At 67.1% G+C, this 19,007-nt stretch carries 20 protein-coding genes and 1 tRNA gene; 14 read left to right on the plus strand and 7 right to left on the minus strand.

Going from position 1 to position 19,007, the window contains the following annotated elements; translation table 11 throughout:
- The first annotated feature begins 9 nt into the window (after positions 1 to 9).
- The 7 genes from ACZ1JS_RS16270 to ACZ1JS_RS16300 all read left to right on the plus strand — a co-directional run bounded on the left by ACZ1JS_RS16270 (position 10) and on the right by ACZ1JS_RS16300 (position 4,923).
- Positions 10 to 135: an aa3-type cytochrome c oxidase subunit IV gene (locus ACZ1JS_RS16270; protein WP_465166958.1), complete on the plus strand. Its 126-nt coding sequence runs from the start codon at positions 10 to 12 to the stop codon at positions 133 to 135.
- A gap of 1 nt (position 136) precedes the next feature.
- The gene (locus ACZ1JS_RS16275) at positions 137 to 1,264 is read left to right on the plus strand and encodes a Re/Si-specific NAD(P)(+) transhydrogenase subunit alpha (protein ID WP_465166959.1); all 1,128 of its coding nucleotides are present in this window, start codon (positions 137 to 139) and stop codon (positions 1,262 to 1,264) included.
- Positions 1,265 to 1,282: 18 nt separating this feature from the next.
- On the plus strand, positions 1,283 to 1,651 hold the full coding sequence (locus tag ACZ1JS_RS16280) for a PH domain-containing protein (RefSeq protein ID WP_056452913.1): 369 nt from the start codon (positions 1,283 to 1,285) through the stop codon (positions 1,649 to 1,651).
- A gap of 110 nt (positions 1,652 to 1,761) precedes the next feature.
- The gene (locus tag ACZ1JS_RS16285) at positions 1,762 to 2,136 is read left to right on the plus strand and encodes an endonuclease domain-containing protein (protein ID WP_465166960.1); all 375 of its coding nucleotides are present in this window, start codon (positions 1,762 to 1,764) and stop codon (positions 2,134 to 2,136) included.
- A 3-nt stretch (positions 2,137 to 2,139) separates the two neighbouring features.
- Positions 2,140 to 2,418, plus strand: a complete 279-nt coding sequence (locus ACZ1JS_RS16290; protein WP_055757824.1) for an NAD(P) transhydrogenase subunit alpha part 2 — start codon at positions 2,140 to 2,142, stop codon at positions 2,416 to 2,418.
- A 5-nt stretch (positions 2,419 to 2,423) separates the two neighbouring features.
- Positions 2,424 to 3,926 (plus strand): NAD(P)(+) transhydrogenase (Re/Si-specific) subunit beta, encoded by a 1,503-nt coding sequence (locus ACZ1JS_RS16295; protein ID WP_465166961.1) that lies wholly within the window; start codon positions 2,424 to 2,426, stop codon positions 3,924 to 3,926.
- 67 nt (positions 3,927 to 3,993) lie between these two features.
- A complete protein-coding gene (locus ACZ1JS_RS16300) occupies positions 3,994 to 4,923 on the plus strand; it encodes a winged helix DNA-binding protein (protein ID WP_465166962.1) in 930 nt (309 codons plus the stop codon).
- Here the strand turns inward: ACZ1JS_RS16300 and ACZ1JS_RS16305 are convergent.
- From ACZ1JS_RS16305 to ACZ1JS_RS16325, 5 genes are all read right to left on the minus strand, one after another.
- Positions 4,881 to 6,518 (minus strand): methyl-accepting chemotaxis protein, encoded by a 1,638-nt coding sequence (locus ACZ1JS_RS16305; protein ID WP_465166963.1) that lies wholly within the window; start codon positions 6,516 to 6,518, stop codon positions 4,881 to 4,883. The genes ACZ1JS_RS16300 and ACZ1JS_RS16305 overlap by 43 nt on opposite strands.
- Positions 6,508 to 6,786, minus strand: coding sequence for a hypothetical protein (locus ACZ1JS_RS16310; RefSeq protein WP_465166964.1), 279 nt, complete (start codon positions 6,784 to 6,786; stop codon positions 6,508 to 6,510). The genes ACZ1JS_RS16305 and ACZ1JS_RS16310 overlap by 11 nt, the downstream gene beginning before the upstream one ends.
- Positions 6,787 to 6,973: 187 nt before the next feature.
- Positions 6,974 to 7,049 (minus strand) — tRNA-Val (locus ACZ1JS_RS16315).
- Positions 7,050 to 7,118: 69 nt separating this feature from the next.
- On the minus strand, positions 7,119 to 8,987 hold the full coding sequence (locus tag ACZ1JS_RS16320; RefSeq protein WP_465166965.1) for an acyltransferase family protein: 1,869 nt from the start codon (positions 8,985 to 8,987) through the stop codon (positions 7,119 to 7,121).
- A 239-nt stretch (positions 8,988 to 9,226) separates the two neighbouring features.
- Positions 9,227 to 10,906 carry a peptide MFS transporter gene (locus tag ACZ1JS_RS16325; protein ID WP_345879552.1) on the minus strand — a complete coding sequence of 560 codons (1,680 nt, stop codon included), beginning with the start codon at positions 10,904 to 10,906 and terminating at the stop codon, positions 9,227 to 9,229.
- A 132-nt stretch (positions 10,907 to 11,038) separates the two neighbouring features.
- On the opposite strand from ACZ1JS_RS16325, the gene ACZ1JS_RS16330 reads away from it, so the two are divergent.
- The 3 genes from ACZ1JS_RS16330 to ACZ1JS_RS16340 all read left to right on the plus strand — a co-directional run bounded on the left by ACZ1JS_RS16330 (position 11,039) and on the right by ACZ1JS_RS16340 (position 12,357).
- Positions 11,039 to 11,617: a nitroreductase family protein gene (locus ACZ1JS_RS16330; RefSeq protein WP_465166966.1), complete on the plus strand. Its 579-nt coding sequence runs from the start codon at positions 11,039 to 11,041 to the stop codon at positions 11,615 to 11,617.
- A 38-nt stretch (positions 11,618 to 11,655) separates the two neighbouring features.
- On the plus strand, positions 11,656 to 12,015 hold the full coding sequence (locus tag ACZ1JS_RS16335) for a GntR family transcriptional regulator (RefSeq protein ID WP_242119073.1): 360 nt from the start codon (positions 11,656 to 11,658) through the stop codon (positions 12,013 to 12,015).
- A gap of 144 nt (positions 12,016 to 12,159) precedes the next feature.
- Positions 12,160 to 12,357 (plus strand): hypothetical protein, encoded by a 198-nt coding sequence (locus ACZ1JS_RS16340; RefSeq protein ID WP_242119075.1) that lies wholly within the window; start codon positions 12,160 to 12,162, stop codon positions 12,355 to 12,357.
- A gap of 1 nt (position 12,358) precedes the next feature.
- Here ACZ1JS_RS16340 and rsmI read toward each other — a convergent pair whose 3' ends face one another.
- Positions 12,359 to 13,195 (minus strand): 16S rRNA (cytidine(1402)-2'-O)-methyltransferase, encoded by an 837-nt coding sequence (gene rsmI, locus ACZ1JS_RS16345; RefSeq protein ID WP_465168723.1) that lies wholly within the window; start codon positions 13,193 to 13,195, stop codon positions 12,359 to 12,361.
- Positions 13,196 to 13,208: 13 nt separating this feature from the next.
- Here rsmI and ACZ1JS_RS16350 point away from each other — a divergent pair, with 13 nt between their 5' ends.
- The gene (locus ACZ1JS_RS16350; protein ID WP_465166967.1) at positions 13,209 to 14,408 is read left to right on the plus strand and encodes a penicillin-binding protein activator; all 1,200 of its coding nucleotides are present in this window, start codon (positions 13,209 to 13,211) and stop codon (positions 14,406 to 14,408) included.
- A 219-nt stretch (positions 14,409 to 14,627) separates the two neighbouring features.
- Positions 14,628 to 15,011: a hypothetical protein gene (locus ACZ1JS_RS16355; RefSeq protein ID WP_465166968.1), complete on the plus strand. Its 384-nt coding sequence runs from the start codon at positions 14,628 to 14,630 to the stop codon at positions 15,009 to 15,011.
- Between the two features lie 32 nt (positions 15,012 to 15,043).
- On the opposite strand, the gene ACZ1JS_RS16360 is transcribed toward ACZ1JS_RS16355, so the two are convergent.
- Positions 15,044 to 15,859 carry an LD-carboxypeptidase gene (locus ACZ1JS_RS16360; RefSeq protein ID WP_465166969.1) on the minus strand — a complete coding sequence of 272 codons (816 nt, stop codon included), beginning with the start codon at positions 15,857 to 15,859 and terminating at the stop codon, positions 15,044 to 15,046.
- A 48-nt stretch (positions 15,860 to 15,907) separates the two neighbouring features.
- On the opposite strand from ACZ1JS_RS16360, the gene ACZ1JS_RS16365 reads away from it, so the two are divergent.
- Together ACZ1JS_RS16365 and ACZ1JS_RS16370 are read left to right on the plus strand one after the other, a co-directional pair.
- Positions 15,908 to 17,299 carry a glutamate ligase domain-containing protein gene (locus ACZ1JS_RS16365; RefSeq protein ID WP_465166970.1) on the plus strand — a complete coding sequence of 464 codons (1,392 nt, stop codon included), beginning with the start codon at positions 15,908 to 15,910 and terminating at the stop codon, positions 17,297 to 17,299.
- 332 nt (positions 17,300 to 17,631) lie between these two features.
- Entirely contained in the window at positions 17,632 to 18,981 is a 1,350-nt protein-coding gene (locus tag ACZ1JS_RS16370; protein WP_465166971.1) for an MFS transporter, read from the plus strand.
- Positions 18,982 to 19,007 lie beyond the last annotated feature (26 nt).

The raw sequence follows: 19,007 nt of genomic DNA on the forward strand, positions 1-19,007 counted from the left end.
GGTTCATCGATGGCGAGCGACGGCCGCACCCCGGCCCATGCCGGGACATACAACAGCTTCATCCGCTGGTTCACCTGGGGCACGGTGATCTGCGCCCTGCTTGCCGCATTGGTCATCTGGCTGATCGCGGGCTGACATGCGGATCGCGGTTCTCGCCGAACAGGCCGCCGGCGAGCGCCGGGTCGCCGCGACCCCCGAAACCGTCAAGAAGCTGATCGCGCTGGGCGCGACCGTCATGGTCGAGCAGGGGGCGGGGGCCGGCGCGTCGATCGACGATGCCGCCTATGCCGCTGCGGGCGCAACGCCTTCCGGGCGGGCGGAGGCGATTGCCGGTGCCGATATCCTGCTGGGCGTGGCCCCGCCCGCGCCCGACAGTCTGACGGGGGCGAAGCGCGGCGCGTGGCTGGTCGCCGGGCTGAACCCCTTTGCCGACCGCGCGCGGATCGACGGCTATGCCGCGCTGGGGCTGGAGGCGCTGGCGATGGAATGGATGCCGCGCATCACCCGCGCCCAGTCGATGGACATATTGTCGTCGCAGGCCAATCTGGCGGGGTACAAGGCGGTGCTCGATGCCGCGTCCGAATATGGCCGCGCCTTTCCGATGATGATGACTGCCGCCGGCACGATCAGCGCGGCGCGGGTGTTCGTGATGGGCGTCGGCGTCGCCGGGCTGCAGGCGATCGCGACCGCGCGGCGGCTGGGTGCGCAGGTCAGCGCGACCGACGTTCGTTCGGCGACGAGGGAACAGATCCTGTCGCTCGGCGCCAAGCCGATCTTCGTCGAGAAGGTGGCGGGGATCGAGGGCGAGGGCGCGGGCGGCTATGCCGGCGAGATGAGCGCCGAGTATCAGGCGGCACAGGCTGAACTCGTCTCCGGTCACATCGCCAAACAGGACATCGTCATCACCACCGCGCTGATCCCCGGCAAGCCTGCGCCGCGCCTGATCAGCGACGCGCAGGTCGCGTCGATGCGGCCGGGCAGCGTCATCGTCGACCTCGCGGTCGAACAGGGCGGCAATGTCGAAGGGTCGGTCGCGGGCGAGGTCGTGCAGCGTCACGGTGTCAACATCGTCGGCCATCGCAACGTGGCGAGCCGGCTGGCCGCGGACGCATCGGCCCTGTTTGCGCGTAACCTTTACAACTTTCTGTCGGCCTATTGGGACAAGGACGCCGGCCGTCCCATCCTGCCCCCCGATGACGAAGTGACGCAGGCGATCGTGCTGACCCGCGACGGCCAGATCGTAAGTCCGCGCCTGATCGATTGATTCCACAGGGGAAACGCCATGGGTTTGTTCAGCAGCCACGAAGTCGACCCGGCGGAAATCCGCGAGAAATACGGCCATGCGCTGATCGGCGGCGAGGAGGTGCTGGCCGCGTTCCGTTCGCTGCGCGACACCGCGTTCCTGACCAATTACCGCTTCGTGCTCGTCGATGTGCAGGGGCTTACCGGCTCGAAAATCTCGTTCCGCAGCGTGCCCTATCGCTCGATCCAGAGTTTTTCGGTCGAAAGCGCGGGGACGTTCGACCTCGACAGCGACCTGAAGCTGTGGGTGACCGGCGAGGCGATGCCGCTGTCGCTGAAGGTTAGTCGCAACGCCGACCCGGCGGCGATCCAGCGGCTGCTCGCGGAACTGGTGCTGGCGAAGCGGTGAGCGGAGGGGTGCCCCCAAATCCTCCCCATGCTCCGCGTGGGGAGGGGGACCACGCAAAGCGTGGTGGAGGGGTTTCCACGGTCGCGCGAGCGCGGCAGCTAAGGCGAGCGATGAGCTTGCCTGAAGTGTTGTTATGGCAGAAATTGCGACTGGAGCCGCACGGCGTTAAGTTTCGTCGGCAGCACCCGGTGCTTGGTTACGTTCTCGACTTTTACTGCGCCCGCGCCAAGATGGCGGTGGAGATCGATGGTGAAGCGCATGATTGCGGCGATCGGCCCGGGCGTGACGACAGGCGCGATGCGGCACTTGTTGCTCACGGGCTGACGATATTGCGCATGCCTGCTCGCGAAGTGCTGGCGGATGTCGAAGCGGCGGCCGAAGCGATCGTCGCGGCGGCGCTGCCCCTCCACCACCGCCTTCGGCGGCGGTCCCCCTCCCCAAGCGCGCTTGGGAAGGATTTAGACGTCTTTCACCCAACGGAGTGACCGATGGACTTCCTCTCGATCCTGTCGATCTTCGTCCTCGCCTGCTTCGTCGGCTATTATGTCGTGTGGTCGGTGACGCCGGCGCTGCACACGCCGTTGATGGCGGTCACCAACGCGATCTCGTCGGTCATCATCGTCGGCGCGCTGATCGCCGCCGCTGCCGCCGGGGTGCCGGGGGCGAAGTGGCTGGGGCTGCTTGGCGTGGTGCTGGCCAGCATCAACATCTTCGGCGGGTTCGCGGTGACCGAACGCATGCTCGCCATGTACAAGAAGAAGGGGTGAGGGGGATGCACGAGGCCGCACCGGTCAATCCATGGGTCGCCTTCGCCTATCTGGTGGCGGGGGTGTGCTTCATCCTTGCCCTTCGCGGGCTGTCGTCGCCCGCGACCAGCCGGCGGGGAAATCGCCTCGGCATGATCGGCATGGGGATCGCGGTGCTGACCACGATCCTGACGCATCTGCCACAAACGGCACCCGAAGGCTCGACGGTCTACGCACCGGCAAGCTCCCTGCCGATCGCGATCGATTGGGTCAGCGCGGCCGAAATCCTCGCCGCCATCGCCATCGGCGCAGTCATCGGCTTGACCACCGCCAAACGCATCGCGATGACCGCGATGCCGCAGCTGGTCGCCGCTTTCCACTCGCTGGTCGGGCTGGCGGCGGTGCTGGTCGGGATCGCCGCCTATCTCAACCCGGGTGCGTTCGGCATTTCGTCGGTCGTCGTGCCGATGATCGGCGAGCCGTTCAACGTCATCAACCCCGTCAGCAAGGTCGAGATGGGTCTGGGCGTCGCGATCGGCGCGATCACCTTTTCCGGCTCGGTCATCGCATTCCTGAAACTGAACGGCAGCATGTCGGGCAAGCCGATCCTGCTGCCCGCGCGCCATGCGATCAACCTCGCCACGCTGGCGGCGATCCTGCTGCTCGTCGCACAGTTTGCCCATACGCAGGATGCGTGGCCGTTCTGGGCAGTGGTCGTCCTGTCGTTCGCGATCGGCTTCCTGCTCATTATCCCGATCGGCGGCGCGGACATGCCGGTCGTCGTCAGCATGCTCAACAGCTATTCGGGCTGGGCGGCGGCGGCGATGGGCTTCACGCTCGGCAACACCGCGATGATCATCACCGGCGCGCTGGTCGGGTCGTCGGGTGCGATCCTCAGCTATATCATGTGCCGCGCGATGAACCGCAGCTTCATCAGCGTCATCGCCGGCGGGTTCGGCGCGACCGACAGCGGCGGAGGTGGCGCGGCCGCGATCGACCGGCCGTGGAAGCGCGGCTCGGCCGAGGACGCCGCCTTCCTGATGCAACAGGCCGAACAGGTCATCATCGTCCCCGGCTACGGCATGGCGGTGGCGCAGGCGCAACATGCCCTGCGCGAAATGGGCGACAAGCTGAAGGAACATGGTGTCCGCGTGAAATATGCGATCCATCCGGTCGCGGGGCGGATGCCGGGGCATATGAACGTGCTGCTCGCCGAGGCGAACGTGCCCTATGACGATGTGTTCGAGCTCGAGGACATCAATAGCGAATTCGCGCAGACCGATGTCGCCTTCGTCATCGGTGCCAATGACGTGACCAACCCGGCGGCGAAGACCGACAAGAGTTCGCCCATTTATGGCATGCCTGTCCTCGACGTCGAAAAGGCGAAGACGGTGCTGTTCATCAAGCGGTCGATGGGCGGCGTCGGCTATGCCGGCGTCGATAACGAAGTTTTCTACCGTGATAACACCATGATGTTGTTGGCCGATGCCAAGAAGATGGTCGAGGAGATCGTCAAGGCGATGGACTGACCCGGTTCGTTGCTTCATCGCAACGGTCGCGGCGTAACGTGCGCGACGGAAGCGAAGGGGCAGGCGGGTGACGGGGTTCGAAGGATTCGAGCAGCAATCGATGGCGGCGCGGCGGGCGGTGATCGTCGCGGACGATACGCTGGCGGCGGCCGATGCGCAGGCGACGGTGCGCCATGCCGGGATCGTGATCGCGGCGACGATCGGCTTTGCCGGGTTGGCGCAGGCGCTGGACGACATCACCCATGCCGATCTGTTGCTGGTCGATGCGACCGGGGTCGCGATCGAGGCGCTCGACGCTGCGCTGCCCCTGCTCGCGGCACGGGCCGAGCGCGACCGAGCGCAGCTGGTGGTCAGCTTCGGGGTCGAGGCGATCGACATGGTGTCGCTGCACCTGCTGGGCGGTCCCGCGACGCTGTTGTGCGAGGCGCGTCCCGAGGAGCGGATCGCGGCGATCGTGCTGGGCGTGGGTAGCGGTGCGGGGTTCAGCGCTCCTGAACGAGACGCCGAGCGGTTGCGGCGGCTGAATGTCGAGGTCGCGCGTATCGCCGAGGCGCTGGCGAGGCTCGCTCGCGACGGCGACACGGGGGAGGGCGTGCGCGACCGCACCGACGATTTCGCCGCGCCGGATATGGGCGACGCCCCGGTGCCGGCGGTCTCGGCGGCGAGCGTGCGCGGTGCGATCCGTGCGCGGCGGCTGCGCGATCAGTTCTTCGCGCCCGACCTGTTCGCCGATCCGGCATGGGACATGCTGCTCGACCTGTTCGCGGCGCGGCTGGAGGGCGGCAATGTCTCGGTCTCCAGCCTGTGCATTGCCTCCGCCGTGCCGCCGACCACCGCGTTGCGCTGGATCACGACGCTGACCGATGCCGGACTGGTCGGACGGCAGGAGGACCCGGCCGACAAGCGTCGGGCGTTCATCGTGCTGACCGCGCGCGGCGTGGCCGGCATGCAGGGCTATGCCGAGGCGGTGGGGCGGGCGGGGTTGGGCTGGGCCTGATCGGAACGCAGATATGCAACGAACTGGTCGGTCGAGCGGCGTAGAGCGCCCGCGCTGCCGACCAATTGCTCCACGCTGATGCGAACCGCCGCCGACAGCGATGATGCGGCGCCGGCGGCATTGGCGACGCTGTCGATCTGCTGTCCGGCCTCGGCCGCCGCCGTCGCCACCCGCGTCGCGCCATCGTCGACGGCGCGGGAGGTATTGCTCTGGTCGCGGACGGCGGCAGCGATGCCGCTGGCGGCGGCGGCGACCTCCTCGATCGACTGATGCACCGATCGCAGCTTGTCGCCGGTATCGGCGACGCCGCCGCGAATGCCGGCGATCAGCGCGCTGATCCGGTCGCTCGCCCGCCGCGTATCGGCCGACAACGCCTTCACCTCGCCGGCGACCACGCCGAAGCCGCGGCCCGCCTCGCCAGCGCGGGCGGCCTCGATCGTCGCGTTCAGCGCCAGAAGGTTTGTCTTCGATGCGATCGCGCGGATATCGCCCAGAAACCCCTCGATCTGGATCGCCTGTTCCTCCAGCATCGCGACGGTCCGCACGCTGCGCGCCGCCTGTCCGCTCGCCGTGCCGGTCAGATCGTTCTGCTGTTCGGCGGCGGCGGCGATGGTCCAGATCGAGGTCGACAGGTCGCGGATCGACGCGGCGACCGCGACGATTTCGTCGGTGGCGCGATGGGCACCGGCCGACGCTTCCACCGCTTCCGTCCGTGCGAGGCCGGTGACGTCCTCCAGCGTCGCCGCCGCCCCTTCGAGCCGGTCGGTCGTGTCGCTGATGCTGCGGACGACGGTCGTCACCGATCGTTCGAATTGCTGCGCCAGTTCGATCAGTTCGCGGTGGCGGTCGTCGGCGATGCGCGCGGCCTGTTCCTCGCGCCGTCGCCGCTGGTCCGCCGCATCGCGTTCGGCGGCGCGCGCCAGCTGCATCGCCGCCTCCGCCCGACGCTGCCCGTCGGCGGCGGCCCCGGCCAGATCGCAGGCGTGGCGCACCGCGCGATCCTGTGCGTCGAACAGCCGGGACAGCTGGATCGTCACCACCGTCAGCAACCCCGATTGCAGCCCGACCGCAACGACATGGAACGCGATCCGGCCGATATTGCCGTCGCCGGTAAAGACATAATCGGGGGCCAGCCATTCGAGCAGGACATGGTGCAGCGCGGTCAGCACCGTCGCCACCGCGATCGGTCGCCAGTCGGCCAGCACGACCAGCGCCGCCATGCCGACGAAGAAATACATGTGTGCGTCCATCTGCCACGCATGGCCACGCAACAGGAAGACCAGCATCGCCGGAATCGATGCGGCAAGCGTTCCCATCAGTGCGCGCGCCGTCGCGTCATAGCGCCCCTGCAACGCGACCGTCGTCGGCGCGAGGTTCAGCAGGATGCCGACCACGAACAGCGGCGGCGCGACCCCGATCCCCATCATCGCATTGCCGATCAACAGCAGGATCAGCGACACCCAGCCGAGCACCGCCCATGCCCGAATGCCATGGTAGCGCAGCCGGTCGAGTGATCCGAGCGCTTCGGTGGGTTCGCGAAGGACCGACGCCTTGAGCCGTGCCAGCACCGTATCTTCTCCCACGCTACTTGCCACCGGCGCCGCTCCCGCAGGTCACGCCCGAGGCGGCGAGGATCAGGATCGGGCGCCCCCGATGCTGCGCCGCGATGTCCGCGCGGTTGCCCGATACCACCATCGATCCGGGCAGCACGCCGGCGCGCAGCAGCGCGGCCCCGCCGGCAAGCGCGGTCCTGGCGACGTCGCTGCGGCTGGATCCGTCGAGCGCGACCAGCAGCATCCGTCCCGACACAGGCGGCCAGAGACTGAACGCCGCAAAGGTCGCGGTGACAAGAAAAAGCTGCAAAATGAGCAGGTAGTTGGCCTGAGCGAACCGCATACCCGTCCATTATGGTGCAATCGTTAATGCGTTATGTTCACCAAGTCCCGCCATCTGCGGAAACAAGCCCAATCGAATAATCGGTACGGAAGCGTTCCGATTTCGCGTGGTCGTTCGACAGCATGGGTTGTCGCGCGATCGCCGCTTCGGGCGGTGGTGGGCGCTGACGGGCTCGAACCGCCGACCCTCTCGGTGTAAACGAGATGCTCTACCAACTGAGCTAAGCGCCCCCGATCGGGGAGCGGCCGGCATACCGTGGTTTCGGCCAAGTGCAACAGGGTTTTCGTGTGGCCGCTCGGTCAGCGGGTGGCGAAGGGCAGTTGCGGACGCATGCGCTCGACCATCAGCCGCGATCCGCGCGCGGTCAGATGGCCATAGTCGAACTGGATCGGATTGCCGTCGTCGGTCCACAGCGTGCAGCGATCCGCAGGACACAACGCGCGATAGGTCGAGACATAGCGCGCTCCCGTCGCCGGTACGCGGGCGGCGAGCATCGCATCGAGCCGTTGCCGCGCGGCGACGCGGTGGCGATCGACGATCGCCGGATCGCGGCGATACAGCGCCTCGGCGAGGATGCGGGGCAGGGGGTGGTTGTATTCGGGGATCGGGCCGAAGACCACGACTTGGTCAACATATTGCCGCAACAGTGCGATCTGCCGTTGCAGCGCCGGCCAGTCGTCTTCGCGCCACAGCGCCGACAGGATCACCGTATCGACGTGGTGTTTCGGCAGGAAATCGTCGGTCACATAGCGCATCAGCGCGGTGCAGCGCGCCTCCCCCACCGGATCGGCGACGGGCCGGCAGCCCGAGGCATTGGCCTGCAGCAGGTTGATGCCGGGCAGGGCGGAAAGGCCGCGATAGAAATGCGCGGCATGGCTGTCGCCGAGCAGCAGGACGTTCGGCCGGTCCCGCGACAGGCGCAGGCAATGGTCGTGATCGAACGCCGCGAAGCGGTCATGCGTGGTCAGGAAACATTGCCCGGCGCGCGAATTGGGCGCGGCGCGGTAGCGGACGAACTGCGCGACGCGCTCGACCGCAGCCGGCACCTGCCAATAGGCGCGCGCCGCGAACGGGATCGCAACGACGAAGGCCAGCGTCGCCAGCATCGCCGCGACCCCGATCAGCACGACGCGCCGGGGCGGGACTGTCGAATCGCGCTGGCGGAAGGGTTGTTCGATCCACCGCCAGGAGATCGCCGCGACCAGCAGCGACAGCAGCAGGAACGCCGCCGATCCGGCAAGCGACTTGATCTCGCGCACCTGCCCGCCCAGCACCCAGAGCGGCCAGTGCCACAGATAGAGCGAATAGGAGATCCTGCCGACGAACCGGGCCGGCTTCATTCCGAGGATCCGCCCGACCAGCGTCGGCCCGGCAATGCCCGACCAGATCAGACATGCCGCGCCGAGACAGGCGGGCGCGGCGGCCAGCCCCGGAAACACGCTGTCGCGGGTGAGCAGCAAAGTGCTGCCGACGATCAGCGCCAGACCGAGCATGGCGACCAGTTCGGCGACGCCGCGATGCCGCGCCGCCGGCATCATGCCGAGCGCGAGCGCGGCGCCGATCATCAGTTCCCATGCGCGATACTGGACCAGATAGAAGGCGGCGGACGCATCGTCGGTGACGCGCCACTGCGCCAGCGCCAGCGATCCGATCAGCAGGATCGCGACCAGCGGCTTCAAACCGGCACGGAACCGCCGATATGCCAGCGCCAGCAGCGGCGGGAAGAACAGATAATATTGCTCCTCGACCGAGATCGACCAGCTGTGGAGCAGCGCGTTGAAGCGCGATGCCGAATCGAAATAATCGGTGCCGAGATAGAAATAGACGTTCGAGACGAACAGGATCGACGCGGTCGCGTTCTTCGCTTGCTGCGCGGTTTCGCTGGGAAACAGCAGCACGAACGACGCCAGCAGCACCGCGACATAGACCGCGATCAGCGCCGGAAAGATGCGTCGCACCCGCCGTTCGTAGAAGTGCCAGAGCGAGAAGCGCCCGGCCTGCACCTCGCCGTGCACGATGCCGGTGATGAGATAGCCCGAAATGACGAAGAAGATATCGACCCCGACGAACCCGCCGGGGACGAATTTCGCAAAGCCGCAGTGGAAGGCGACCACCAGCAGCGCGGCGACCGCGCGCAGCCCGTCAATGTCGTCGCGATACCGGATCATCCGGCGCGGCCAAAGCGCGATGACGTTGCGCCAACCCCATCATCCGTTCGTCCTGCGTAGCCATTGCGCATGGCGAAAGGGCGTATCGAAGGATCGTCCGGTGCAGGTGCTTCGATACGGGTCTTCGACAAGCTCAGCCCCTACTCAGCACGAACGGTTCGACTGGTTGTCATCATGTTCTGCGGGTATCCGATGCGATGCGGAACGGTCGTCAAGAACCGTCCCGCATCGCGATCCGGTCAGCGCTGTTCCTTCCACACGTCGACGCCCGCCGCCTTCGGCTCGCCGATTGCGGCTTCGCCGGCGAGGCTGTGGTCGACATCGTCCTTGAGCGTGTCGAGGTGCATCCACCGCTTCACGATCGGGGAGAGCAGCAGCACGACCACGCCGATGCCGATCGTCCACAGGCCGATGGTGGTATAGACCGACAGCGTGCCTTCCTTCGTCATCTCGCCGTCATGGCCGCCGGTCGCCTCGCCGATCTTGCCCGCGACGAAATTGCCGACCGCGGTCATGTAGAACCACGCGCCCATGATGAGCGATGCGAGATATTTGGGGGCCAGCCGGTTCATCGCCGACAGCCCGACCGGCGACAGGCACAGCTCGCCCGACGTCTGGAGGAAATAGAACAGGAAGACGAAGGCGACCGGGGTCGCGACTTCCGGCCCGACGCTGTTCGCGCCCCAGACGAAGGCGAGGAAAGCGAGGCCGACCAGCATCAGCGCCACCGCGAACTTGGCCGGTGCCGAAGGCTCGCGCCCGCGCCGCGCGAGGAAGCCCCAGAAGCCGGCGAAGATCGCGCCCAGCAGGATGATGTAGATCGAGTTGACCGACTGGAACAGCGACGCCGGTACCCCGCCGCGATCGACATAGCGGTCGGTATAGAGGTTGAAGCTGCCGCCGGCCTGTTCGAACAGGCCCCAGAAGATCGGGTTGAGCGCGATCAGGAACAGGATGGCGAACATCCGGTCGCGGGCATGGGGTTCGAGCTTGAACGCTTCGAACAGGACATAGCCGAGCAGTGCGACGCCCGAGACGATGAGCAGCGTCTGGATCACGTCCTGATACTGGATCAGGCCCCACATCACCGCGACCGCGACGATACCGGTCCCGTAGAGCAGCCATTCGAACGGCATGCCGGCCACGCGCCGCTTGAGCGCCGCCGGGTCGGGCGCCTCGCCGCGACCGTTCAGCAGCCCCTTGCCGACCACGAACACCAGCAGGCCCGCGATCATGCCGATGCCGGCGAGGCCGAAGCCCCATGCCCAGCCGACCGTCTGTCCCAGATAGCCGACAAGGATCGAACCCGCCGCCCCGCCGAGATTGATGCCGATATAGAAGACGGTATAGGCCGAATCGCGGCGCACGTCGGTCAGCTTGTAGAGCTGTCCGACCATCACCGAGATATTGGCCTTCAGAAAGCCCGCGCCGACGATGATGAGGGCGAGGGCCAGCCAGAAGATGTTGATCGCGGGATCGGCCTGTTTGACCGCGGCGTCGGTGACGCCCTCCATCCCCTCGAACGCCATGAACAAATGGCCGAAGGCGAGCAGCACGCCGCCGAACAGCACCGCCTTGCGCTGTCCCAGATAGCGGTCGGCGAGATAGCCGCCGAGCACGGGGGTGATGTAGACCAAGGCGGTATAGCCGCCATAGATCAGGTTCGCCTTGCCGTCGCTGAACAGCCAATGCTGCGTCAGGTAGAAGATCAGGATGGCGCGCATCCCGTAATAGGAAAACCGCTCCCACATCTCCGCGAAGAACAGCATGTAGAGGCCGCGCGGGTGGCCGGCGAATTCGGGCTTGCGGCTGAACCCCACCGCCAGTCCGCCCGCGAGGAATGCGGCGAGGATGAAGGTCGCGATCGCGGCGATCCAGTCAGCCTCGCTCCATAGTGCAAACGCCTTGAATTCAGGCACGCTGTTGTCCCTTGTCCTGGGGTATCGTCATCGGGCCGCTACGCGCCCGTCTCCTGTCGCCAATTGGTAACGCAAGAAACGGCAATGCCAAGCGCATTGTGTGGACCGGGTCGGTGCCCTACTTGGCCGGGCATGACCTTCAACGACCTTTCCACGCCGCTTCGCTATCTGGAAACCCGCCGTTCGGGCAAGCCGCGCGACATGGTGGCGCCGGGGCCAAGCGATGCCGAGATCGATGCGATGATCGCGATCGCCGCGCGCACGCCCGATCATGGCAAGCTGGCGCCGTGGCGGTTCGTGGTGATCCCGCGCGCGCGTCGCGCGGCGTTCGCGGCGTTGCTGCGCGACGCCTTTGCCGCGGACAATCCGGGCGCGACCGAAGCGCAACTCGACGCCTGCGACCGCTTCGCGCAGGAGGGGGAGGCGTTGATCGTCGTCCTGTCCGCGCCGGTCGACAGCCATATCCCGCTATGGGAGCAACTGATGTCGACGGGGGCGGCGACGATGAACCTGCTCCACGCCGCGCATGCCATGGGCTATGTCGCGAGCTGGCTGACGGGCTGGGCGGCGTTCAGTCCGCAGGTTCGCGACGCGTTCGGTTCGGGGGACGAAGCGATTGCCGGCTTCGTCTATATCGGGTCGCCGGGGCGGCCGCTCGACGAACGGCCGCGTCCCGATCTGGCGCGCATCCGTACGGTTTGGGCCGGGTGAGCGGTGGACTTTCCCGGCCGTTGCTGTATTAAGTCAGCATGACAGCGATCGACCATGAGGACACGCCCGTCTATCTTCGCCTGCGCGCGCTGATCGCGGCGGCGATCCTGCGTGGGGAATATCGGGCGGGCGACCAGCTACCCTCGGTCCGGGCCTTCGCGGCCGAACATGGTGCCAACCCGCTGACCGTGGCCAAGGCGTACCAGACATTTCAGGACGATGGCTATGTCGAGGTGCGGCGCGGCGTCGGCATGTTCGTCCTGCCCGGTGCGGTCGAGCGGCTGCGCGTGGCGGAGCGCGAGCGGTTCCTGACCGGGCACTGGCCCCGGATTCGCGCGCATATCGCGTTGCTGGGGCTTGACGCGCAAAGCCTGCTGGACGAACGGACGCCCGCGTAACCGGAAGTGCGGCGGGCCGGTTCGCGTAACCGTCCAACCGTGGCACAGTGTTCGGAACCTTTGGTGGCTTCGTCTATTTTTCAGCGGCTTCGGCACGGAACTGCGAAGCGGTGGTGGCGTTCCCTTTTCGACAGGGAGAATGCCATGGAACGATCCGTCCAATTCCATACGCGGGTGCCGCTCTACGCGCTGCACGGGCGCAACAACTGCCCCAGCTGCGGTGCCTCGCAATGGTTTGTCGGACGGATCATCGCCGAATGCGCCTGTTGCGGCGATACGCTGCCGATCAACGCCGCCGTCCGCCCGCTGCAGACCCAGGCGTTCGGCATCATCGCCGCCTAATTCATTCCCCTTTCAGCGCCATCGCCCGCGCATAGAGTTCGCGCCGGTCCAGCCCTAGCGCCTTGGCGACCTCGCCCGCCGCCTTCGACGCGGGTAGCCGGGTCAGTGCTTCGCGCAGCGCCGTATCGGCGTCGGCCTCGGTCGCGGGGGGCGGCGCGCCGGGCGGGGCGACCACGATCACGATCTCGCCCTTCGGCGGCGCATCGGCATAGCGCGCGGCGAGCGTCGACAGGTTGCCGGTCACGCATTCCTCGAACTTCTTGGTGATTTCGCGCGCGACGCCCGCGTCCCGGTCGCCCAGCCCCTCGGCCAGCGCCGCCAGCGTCGCCGACAGGCGCGGCCCGCTTTCGTAGAAGATCAGCGTCGCGCGAATGGCGGCGATCTCGGCGATCGATTCGGCGCGGGCATGCGCCTTGGGCGGCAGGAAGCCGGCGAACAGGAACCGGTCGGTCGGCAGCCCGGCGAGCGTCAGCGCCGCCACCGCCGCGCAGGGGCCGGGAATCGTCACCACCGCATGGCCCGCCGCGCGGGCATCGCGCACCAGCTTGTATCCCGGATCGGAAATCAGCGGCGTGCCCGCGTCCGACACCAACGCCACCGCTTCGGACGCCATCCGCGCGATGAGGCCGGGGCGCATCCCCTCGGCATTATGGTCGTGATAGGGGATCATCGGCCGCTTGACGCCGATATGGCGCAGCAGCCCGGCGGTCACCCGGCTGTCCTCCACCGCGATAATGTCGGCGCGCGATAAAATATCGGCAGCGCGCGGACTTAGGTCTGCGAGATTGCCGATCGGGGTCGCGACGATGTAGAGGCCGGGCTCAAGTTTTTCGGTCATCAGGGATAGGGTCATGGCAGAGACGATAGCGCCCCGGCAATGGCGGCACCATTTCGCGCGCGCCACGGCGCTGCTGGGCGCGGCATTGCTGGCGGGGTGCGCCACGCTGGTGCCCAAGGGGCCGGTCGAACAGGCGCCGCCCACGACCACCCGTCCGCAACCGACCCGCCCCGCGCCGGTGACCGGCGGCATTCCCGAAGATACGCAGCGCCACCGCGTCGCGCTGCTGGTGCCGATGACCGGTCCCAATGGCGGCGTCGGCCGATCGATCGCCAATGCGACGCAGCTCGCGCTGCTCGACACGCGCAGCGAACGGGTGCGAATCACGACCTATGACACCGCCACCGGTGCCGCCGCCGCCGCGCAGCGCGCGATCGCGGAAGGCAATCGCCTGATCCTCGGCCCGCTGCTCGCCGACGACGTCCGCGCGGTCGCGCCGATCGCGCGCGGTGCGAAGGTGCCGGTCATCAGCTATTCGAACGACGTGTCGGTCGCGGGCAACGGCGCCTATCTGCTCGGCTATACCCCGGCGCAATCGATCGAGCGCGTGGTCGGCTTCGCGCGGACCAGCGGGATCAGCAAGTTCGCCGGGCTGGTGCCGGCGGGCGTCTATGGCCAGCGCGCCTCGACCAGCTTCCTGCGCGCGGTCGAACAGGCGGGCGGACAGGTCGTGTCGATCCAGACCTATGATCGCGGCAGCGGACAGGTGGCGGCTGCCGTCACCCGCCTGTCGCGCACCTCGCCCTATGAAGCGGTGCTGATCGCCGATCAGGCCGGCACGGCGGCGCTGGCGGTGCCCGCGATCCGCAAGTCGCCCAGCCGCAGTGCCAAGGTGCTCGGCACCGAGCTGTGGAATACCGAGACCGGGTTGGGGTCGATGCCGGCGCTCAACGGCGCATGGTATGCGAGCGTGTCGAACACCCTCTATCGCCAGTTCGCCACCAAATATCGCGCGCGTTTCAACGCCGCGCCGTACCGCCTGTCGAGCCTCGGCTATGATTCGGTGCTGCTGACGGTGCGCATCGCCCGCGACTGGCCGATCGGCCGCGACTTCCCCGAAAGCCGGTTGCGCGGCGACGATGGCTTTGCCGGGCTGGACGGCGCCTTCCGCTTCGGCCGCGACGGCATCGCCGAACGCGCGCTGGAGGTACAGGAAGTGCGGACGGGGGGTGCGGTGACGGTCAGCCCGGCACCGCGGACGTTCGGAGAGTAGGACTTTCATCGGAGGTGTTGGCTAGTGCCTCAACCGATTAATCCCAATTCGTGGCAGTTTCCTCCTAAAGGCACATTGGCACGGCCTGGTATTTCGTCTGCCATTACCGCTGTCTTGGCGGAATGGACTTGGGTTGAGAGTGGTCTGGTCGCGCTCGTCGGGAATGTCTGTGGCGCATCGCGGGATCCGGCTAGCGGAAGTGTTGAGTTTTATACTAACATGATCGCCTACAACATGATGGCAACTGCAGAAACAATTCGTGGCAGAATAAAGCTGTTGGACGCCTCGGTTGGAAAATTGCTCGAAGCCTCCTCCTTGGAGGAGCGCTGGAAGATATTTATTTCAAACCTAACGAAACGATCGAGGGAACGTAACCGAATTGCACATGCGCAATGGATGCAATCGGATCAGTACCCTGACGATCTGATCGAGTATGATCCTAGGAAGCGTGAGATGTTCCGATGGACCGAGCGGGATATTCTAGATTGCGTTGAAAGGATCGTGGCAATAAGAAACGAGGCGCACCTTATGCAAATGGACATAGTCTCGGCATTCCACCGGGGCGAGCTAGATGAAAGCGCGTTTGGTCCAAAACGTATCTAAATCAAACATCTTCTTCTTAATTGGCTTGGTGCTCAAACCACCCCGAACGGCACCACCATATTGTCGGCATAATGGCCGACATGGGCGCGCCCCAGATAGGGCACGCCCATCGCGCCGGCCCAGCGGGTGACGATCTGTTCCTCGGTCTCGCCGAAGCCGGTGTCGTCGGGGTGGCGATCGGTCACCGCGCCGAGGCGGATACCGGCAATGCCCTTCAACTGCGTCGCCTCGCGCAATTGCCAGAACAGCCGGTCGATGCGGTACAGGTCCTCGCCGACTTCCTCGACGATGACGACATGGTCGGTCAGGTCGGGCAGCCATGGCGTGCCGATCAGCGCGCACAGGATCACGAGGTTGAACGCGACACTCGGGCGGCCGTCGAGTTCGGGTGCCAGTACCGACCGGTCGCGGTTCACCAGCCAGGCGAGCGAGCGCGCCGCGCTGTTGGTGCCGCCCGCCTTGCCGACCTGTGCCGCCATCGGGCCGTGGACCGGCCGTCCGATCCGCCGGGCGTAGAGCGCGCCGAGCAGGAACCCCATGTCCGAAAATCCGACATAGGTCTTCGCCGCCGCCGCGCGGTTGAGTTGCGGCATGACCATGTCGAGAATGCGGTTCGACCCATAGCCGCCGCGCGCGAACCAGATTGCGTCGAAGCCGGGATCGTTGGCGAATTCGAGAAAGGCGGCCGCGCGCTGTTCGTCGGTGCCGGCGAAATGCCCGGCGTCGAGGAAACATTGCGGATGCACGACCAGATCGACCGAGGGGTAGGTCAGCGCGGCATAGCCCTGTGTCCGCGCCATCTGCTCCTCGTCCACGCGCCGCGCCGGGGCCACCACACCGATCCGCATCCTGCAACCCCGCTTGCCACTGAAGGACAAGGTCGATAGCCCCGCGCGATGCTGTACGGCAAATCCTTCTTCCTCGTCGGGATCGGCGGTTCGGGCATGTTGCCGCTCGCCATGATCCTTGCCGGGCGCGGCGCGACCGTGGCCGGATCGGACCGATCGCTCGACCAGGCGAGCCTGCCCGCCAAGTTCGACGCGCTGCGCGCCGCCGGCATCGCGCTGTTCCCACAGGACGGCAGCGGCATCGTCTCGGCCGACCAGATCGTCGTCGCCTCCGCCGCGATCGAACCGACCGTCGCCGATATCGTCGCTGCCGAGGCAGTCGGCGCGAAGCGGATGGGCCGCGCCGAATTGCTTGCGCAACTGTTCAACGCCGCGCCGCTGTCGATCGGGGTGGCAGGGACCAGCGGCAAGTCGACGGTCACCGGCATGATCGGCACTGTGCTGCACGCGCTCGGCCGCGATCCGACCGTGATGAACGGCGCGGTGATGAAGGATTTCGTCGCCACCGACCGCCCCTTCGCCAGCGCGCTGGTCGGGCAGGGCGATGCGTTCGTCAGCGAGGTTGACGAAAGCGACGGGTCGATCGCCTATTACCGCCCACAGGTCGCGGTGCTGAACAATGTCAGCCTTGACCACAAGACGCTGGCGGAGTTGCGCGACCTGTTCGGCGGCTTCGCCGACCGCGCGCGGCATGTCGTCGTCAATATCGGCGATGGCGAGGCGGCGGCGCTGGCGGCGGCGGTGCCGGCGGCCAAGCGCACGACCTTCGCGGTCGAGGGCGAGGCCGATCTGGTCGCCCGCGCGCTGGTGCTCGACCCCTTTGCCAGCCGCTTCGAACTGGTCGCGGACGGGCAGGTCCATGCGGTGCGGCTGGCGGTGCCGGGGCGGCACAATGTCGCCAACGCGCTGGCGGCGATCGGCGCGGTCGTTGCCGCCGGGGTGCCGATCGCCGATGCGGTCGCGGCCATCGCCGGCTTTTCGGGCCTGAAGCGGCGTTTCGAATGGGTCGGCACGGCACGCGGGGTCAGCGTCATCGACGATTTCGGGCATAATCCCGACAAGATCGCCGCGACCATCGCCACGCTGCGCACCCAACCGGGGCGGCTGCTGCTGTTCTTCCAGCCGCATGGCTATGGTCCGCTCAAGGTCATGCGCCGCGAACTGGTGACGATGTTCGCGCGCGAACTGCACGGCGACGACCTGCTGGTGCTGCCCGATCCGGTCTATCGCGGCGGCACGGTGACGCGCGAGGTCACCAGCGCCGATATCGTCAGCGACCTGACCGTGCAGGGCGCTCCGGCACGGCATATCCCCGACCGGGCGGCGGCGGCGGCGCATCTGGTGGCGCAGGCGCGTGACGGCGATCGGATCGTGGTGATGGGCGCGCGCGACGATACGCTGTCCGAACTGGCGGCGGCGATGGTGGTGATGCTGGGGTAGGGGCGTTCCGTTACCGCGGATTTGCTCGAGACCTCTGCGAAAGGCGCGAGCTTGACCAAAAATCTGCCGTGCCCCCGCGCAGGCGGGGGTCCAGAGCCAAGCAGGACTACGGCCTGCGCTTTGGACCCTGGACCCCCGCCTGCGCGGGGGTACGGCAGGGGGCAGTAGCAGTGCTTTCCAAGAAGCCTTGCTCAAGTCCGGGATAACGAGGGCGACTGGTCCGGGACTGGCACATCGCAACCGCCCCCGCCTTGACATTCCCCCCGCCCTCGGCGAGCGCACCAATATCATAAGCAAATAGTCGAATTAGTCCGACTAAGGGGAGCGCCGCATTGGCTGACAAACAGGCGGGTTCCGCCACCACCGGGCTGGCATTCGCCGCCGTGACGACCCTGTTCTTCGCCTGGGGATTCATCACCTCGCTGATCGACCCGCTGGTCGCGGCGGTGAAGGGCATCTTCACCCTGACCGATTTCGAGGCGCAGTTGGCCGCTTCGGCCTTCTTCCTCGCCTATGGCCTGATCTCGATGCCCGCCGCGATCCTGCTCGGCCGGTTGCGCGCGGTGCCGTCGATCCTGTTCGCGCTGGTGACGATGATCATCGGCTGCCTGACGATGCTGGTCGCGGCGAACCTCGCGGTGTTTCCGCTGGTACTGCTCGGCCTGTTCGTCCTCGCCGCGGGCATCACCGTGTTGCAGGTCGCGGCGAACCCGCTGGCCGCCGCGCTCGGCGATCCGAAGCTCAGCCATTTCCGGCTGACGCTCAGCCAGACATTCAACTCGTTCGGTACCTTTCTGGGGCCGCTGCTCGGCGCCAGCCTGTTCCTCGAAGGGGTCGAGGTGAAGGACGGCACGGTGTTGACGGACGCGGTGCGCGCCGGGGCGCTGGCCGGGATCGATCGCGCCTATTTCTGGATCGCCGGGCTGATCGCGGCGCTGGCGATCTTCTTCTTCCTCAGCCGCCGGGTCGTGTCGGCAGCGGTGCCCGCCGCGCCCGCCAAGGTGCCGGGGCCGGGCGCGCTGCTCGCCGATGCCTTCTCGTCGCGCTGGGCGCTGCTCGGGGCGAGCGCGATCTTCCTCTATGTCGGTGCCGAAGTCGCGATCGGGACGCAGATGGCGCTGTTCCTCAATGCCGACAGCGTCTGGGGCGGGTCGGACGCGCCGTTCGGCGTGCCGCTGCTCGGCTTCGCGATGGGCAGCGACGGCGTGCCCGGCGTGTCGTTGCAGGAAGCGGGCAAGGCCGTCGCCTTTTATTGGGGCGGAGCGATGGTCGGTCGCGCGATCGGATCGGTGCTGCTGTCGAAGGTGAAGGCGTGGAAGCTGATGGCGCTGTTCACCGCGATCGCGGTCGGCATGTGCCTCTATGTCGCGGGCGTGGGCGGGGTCACCGCCGGGTTCGTCGCGCTATCGATGGGGCTGTTCAACTCGATCATGTTCCCCGTCATCTTCACCCTGACGCTCGAACGCTCGACCGCCAGCGAGGCGGCGACCTCCGGCCTGTTGTGCACCGCGATCTTCGGCGGGGCGGTGATCCCGCCGGTCGTGGGGCTGGTCTCGGGCGCGGTCGGCCATGGGCCGGCGTTCCTCGTGCCGGCGCTCTGCTATGCGGCGCTGTGCGGCTTCGCCATCGCCGCCGGACGGACCGCGACGCGCAACGTCGCTTCGGCGAAGAGCCTGCACTGACCGGACGGGGCGGGCGTCGCTGCCCG

The sequence above is a fragment of the Sphingomonas sp. BL-S-05 genome (genome assembly GCF_055521695.1).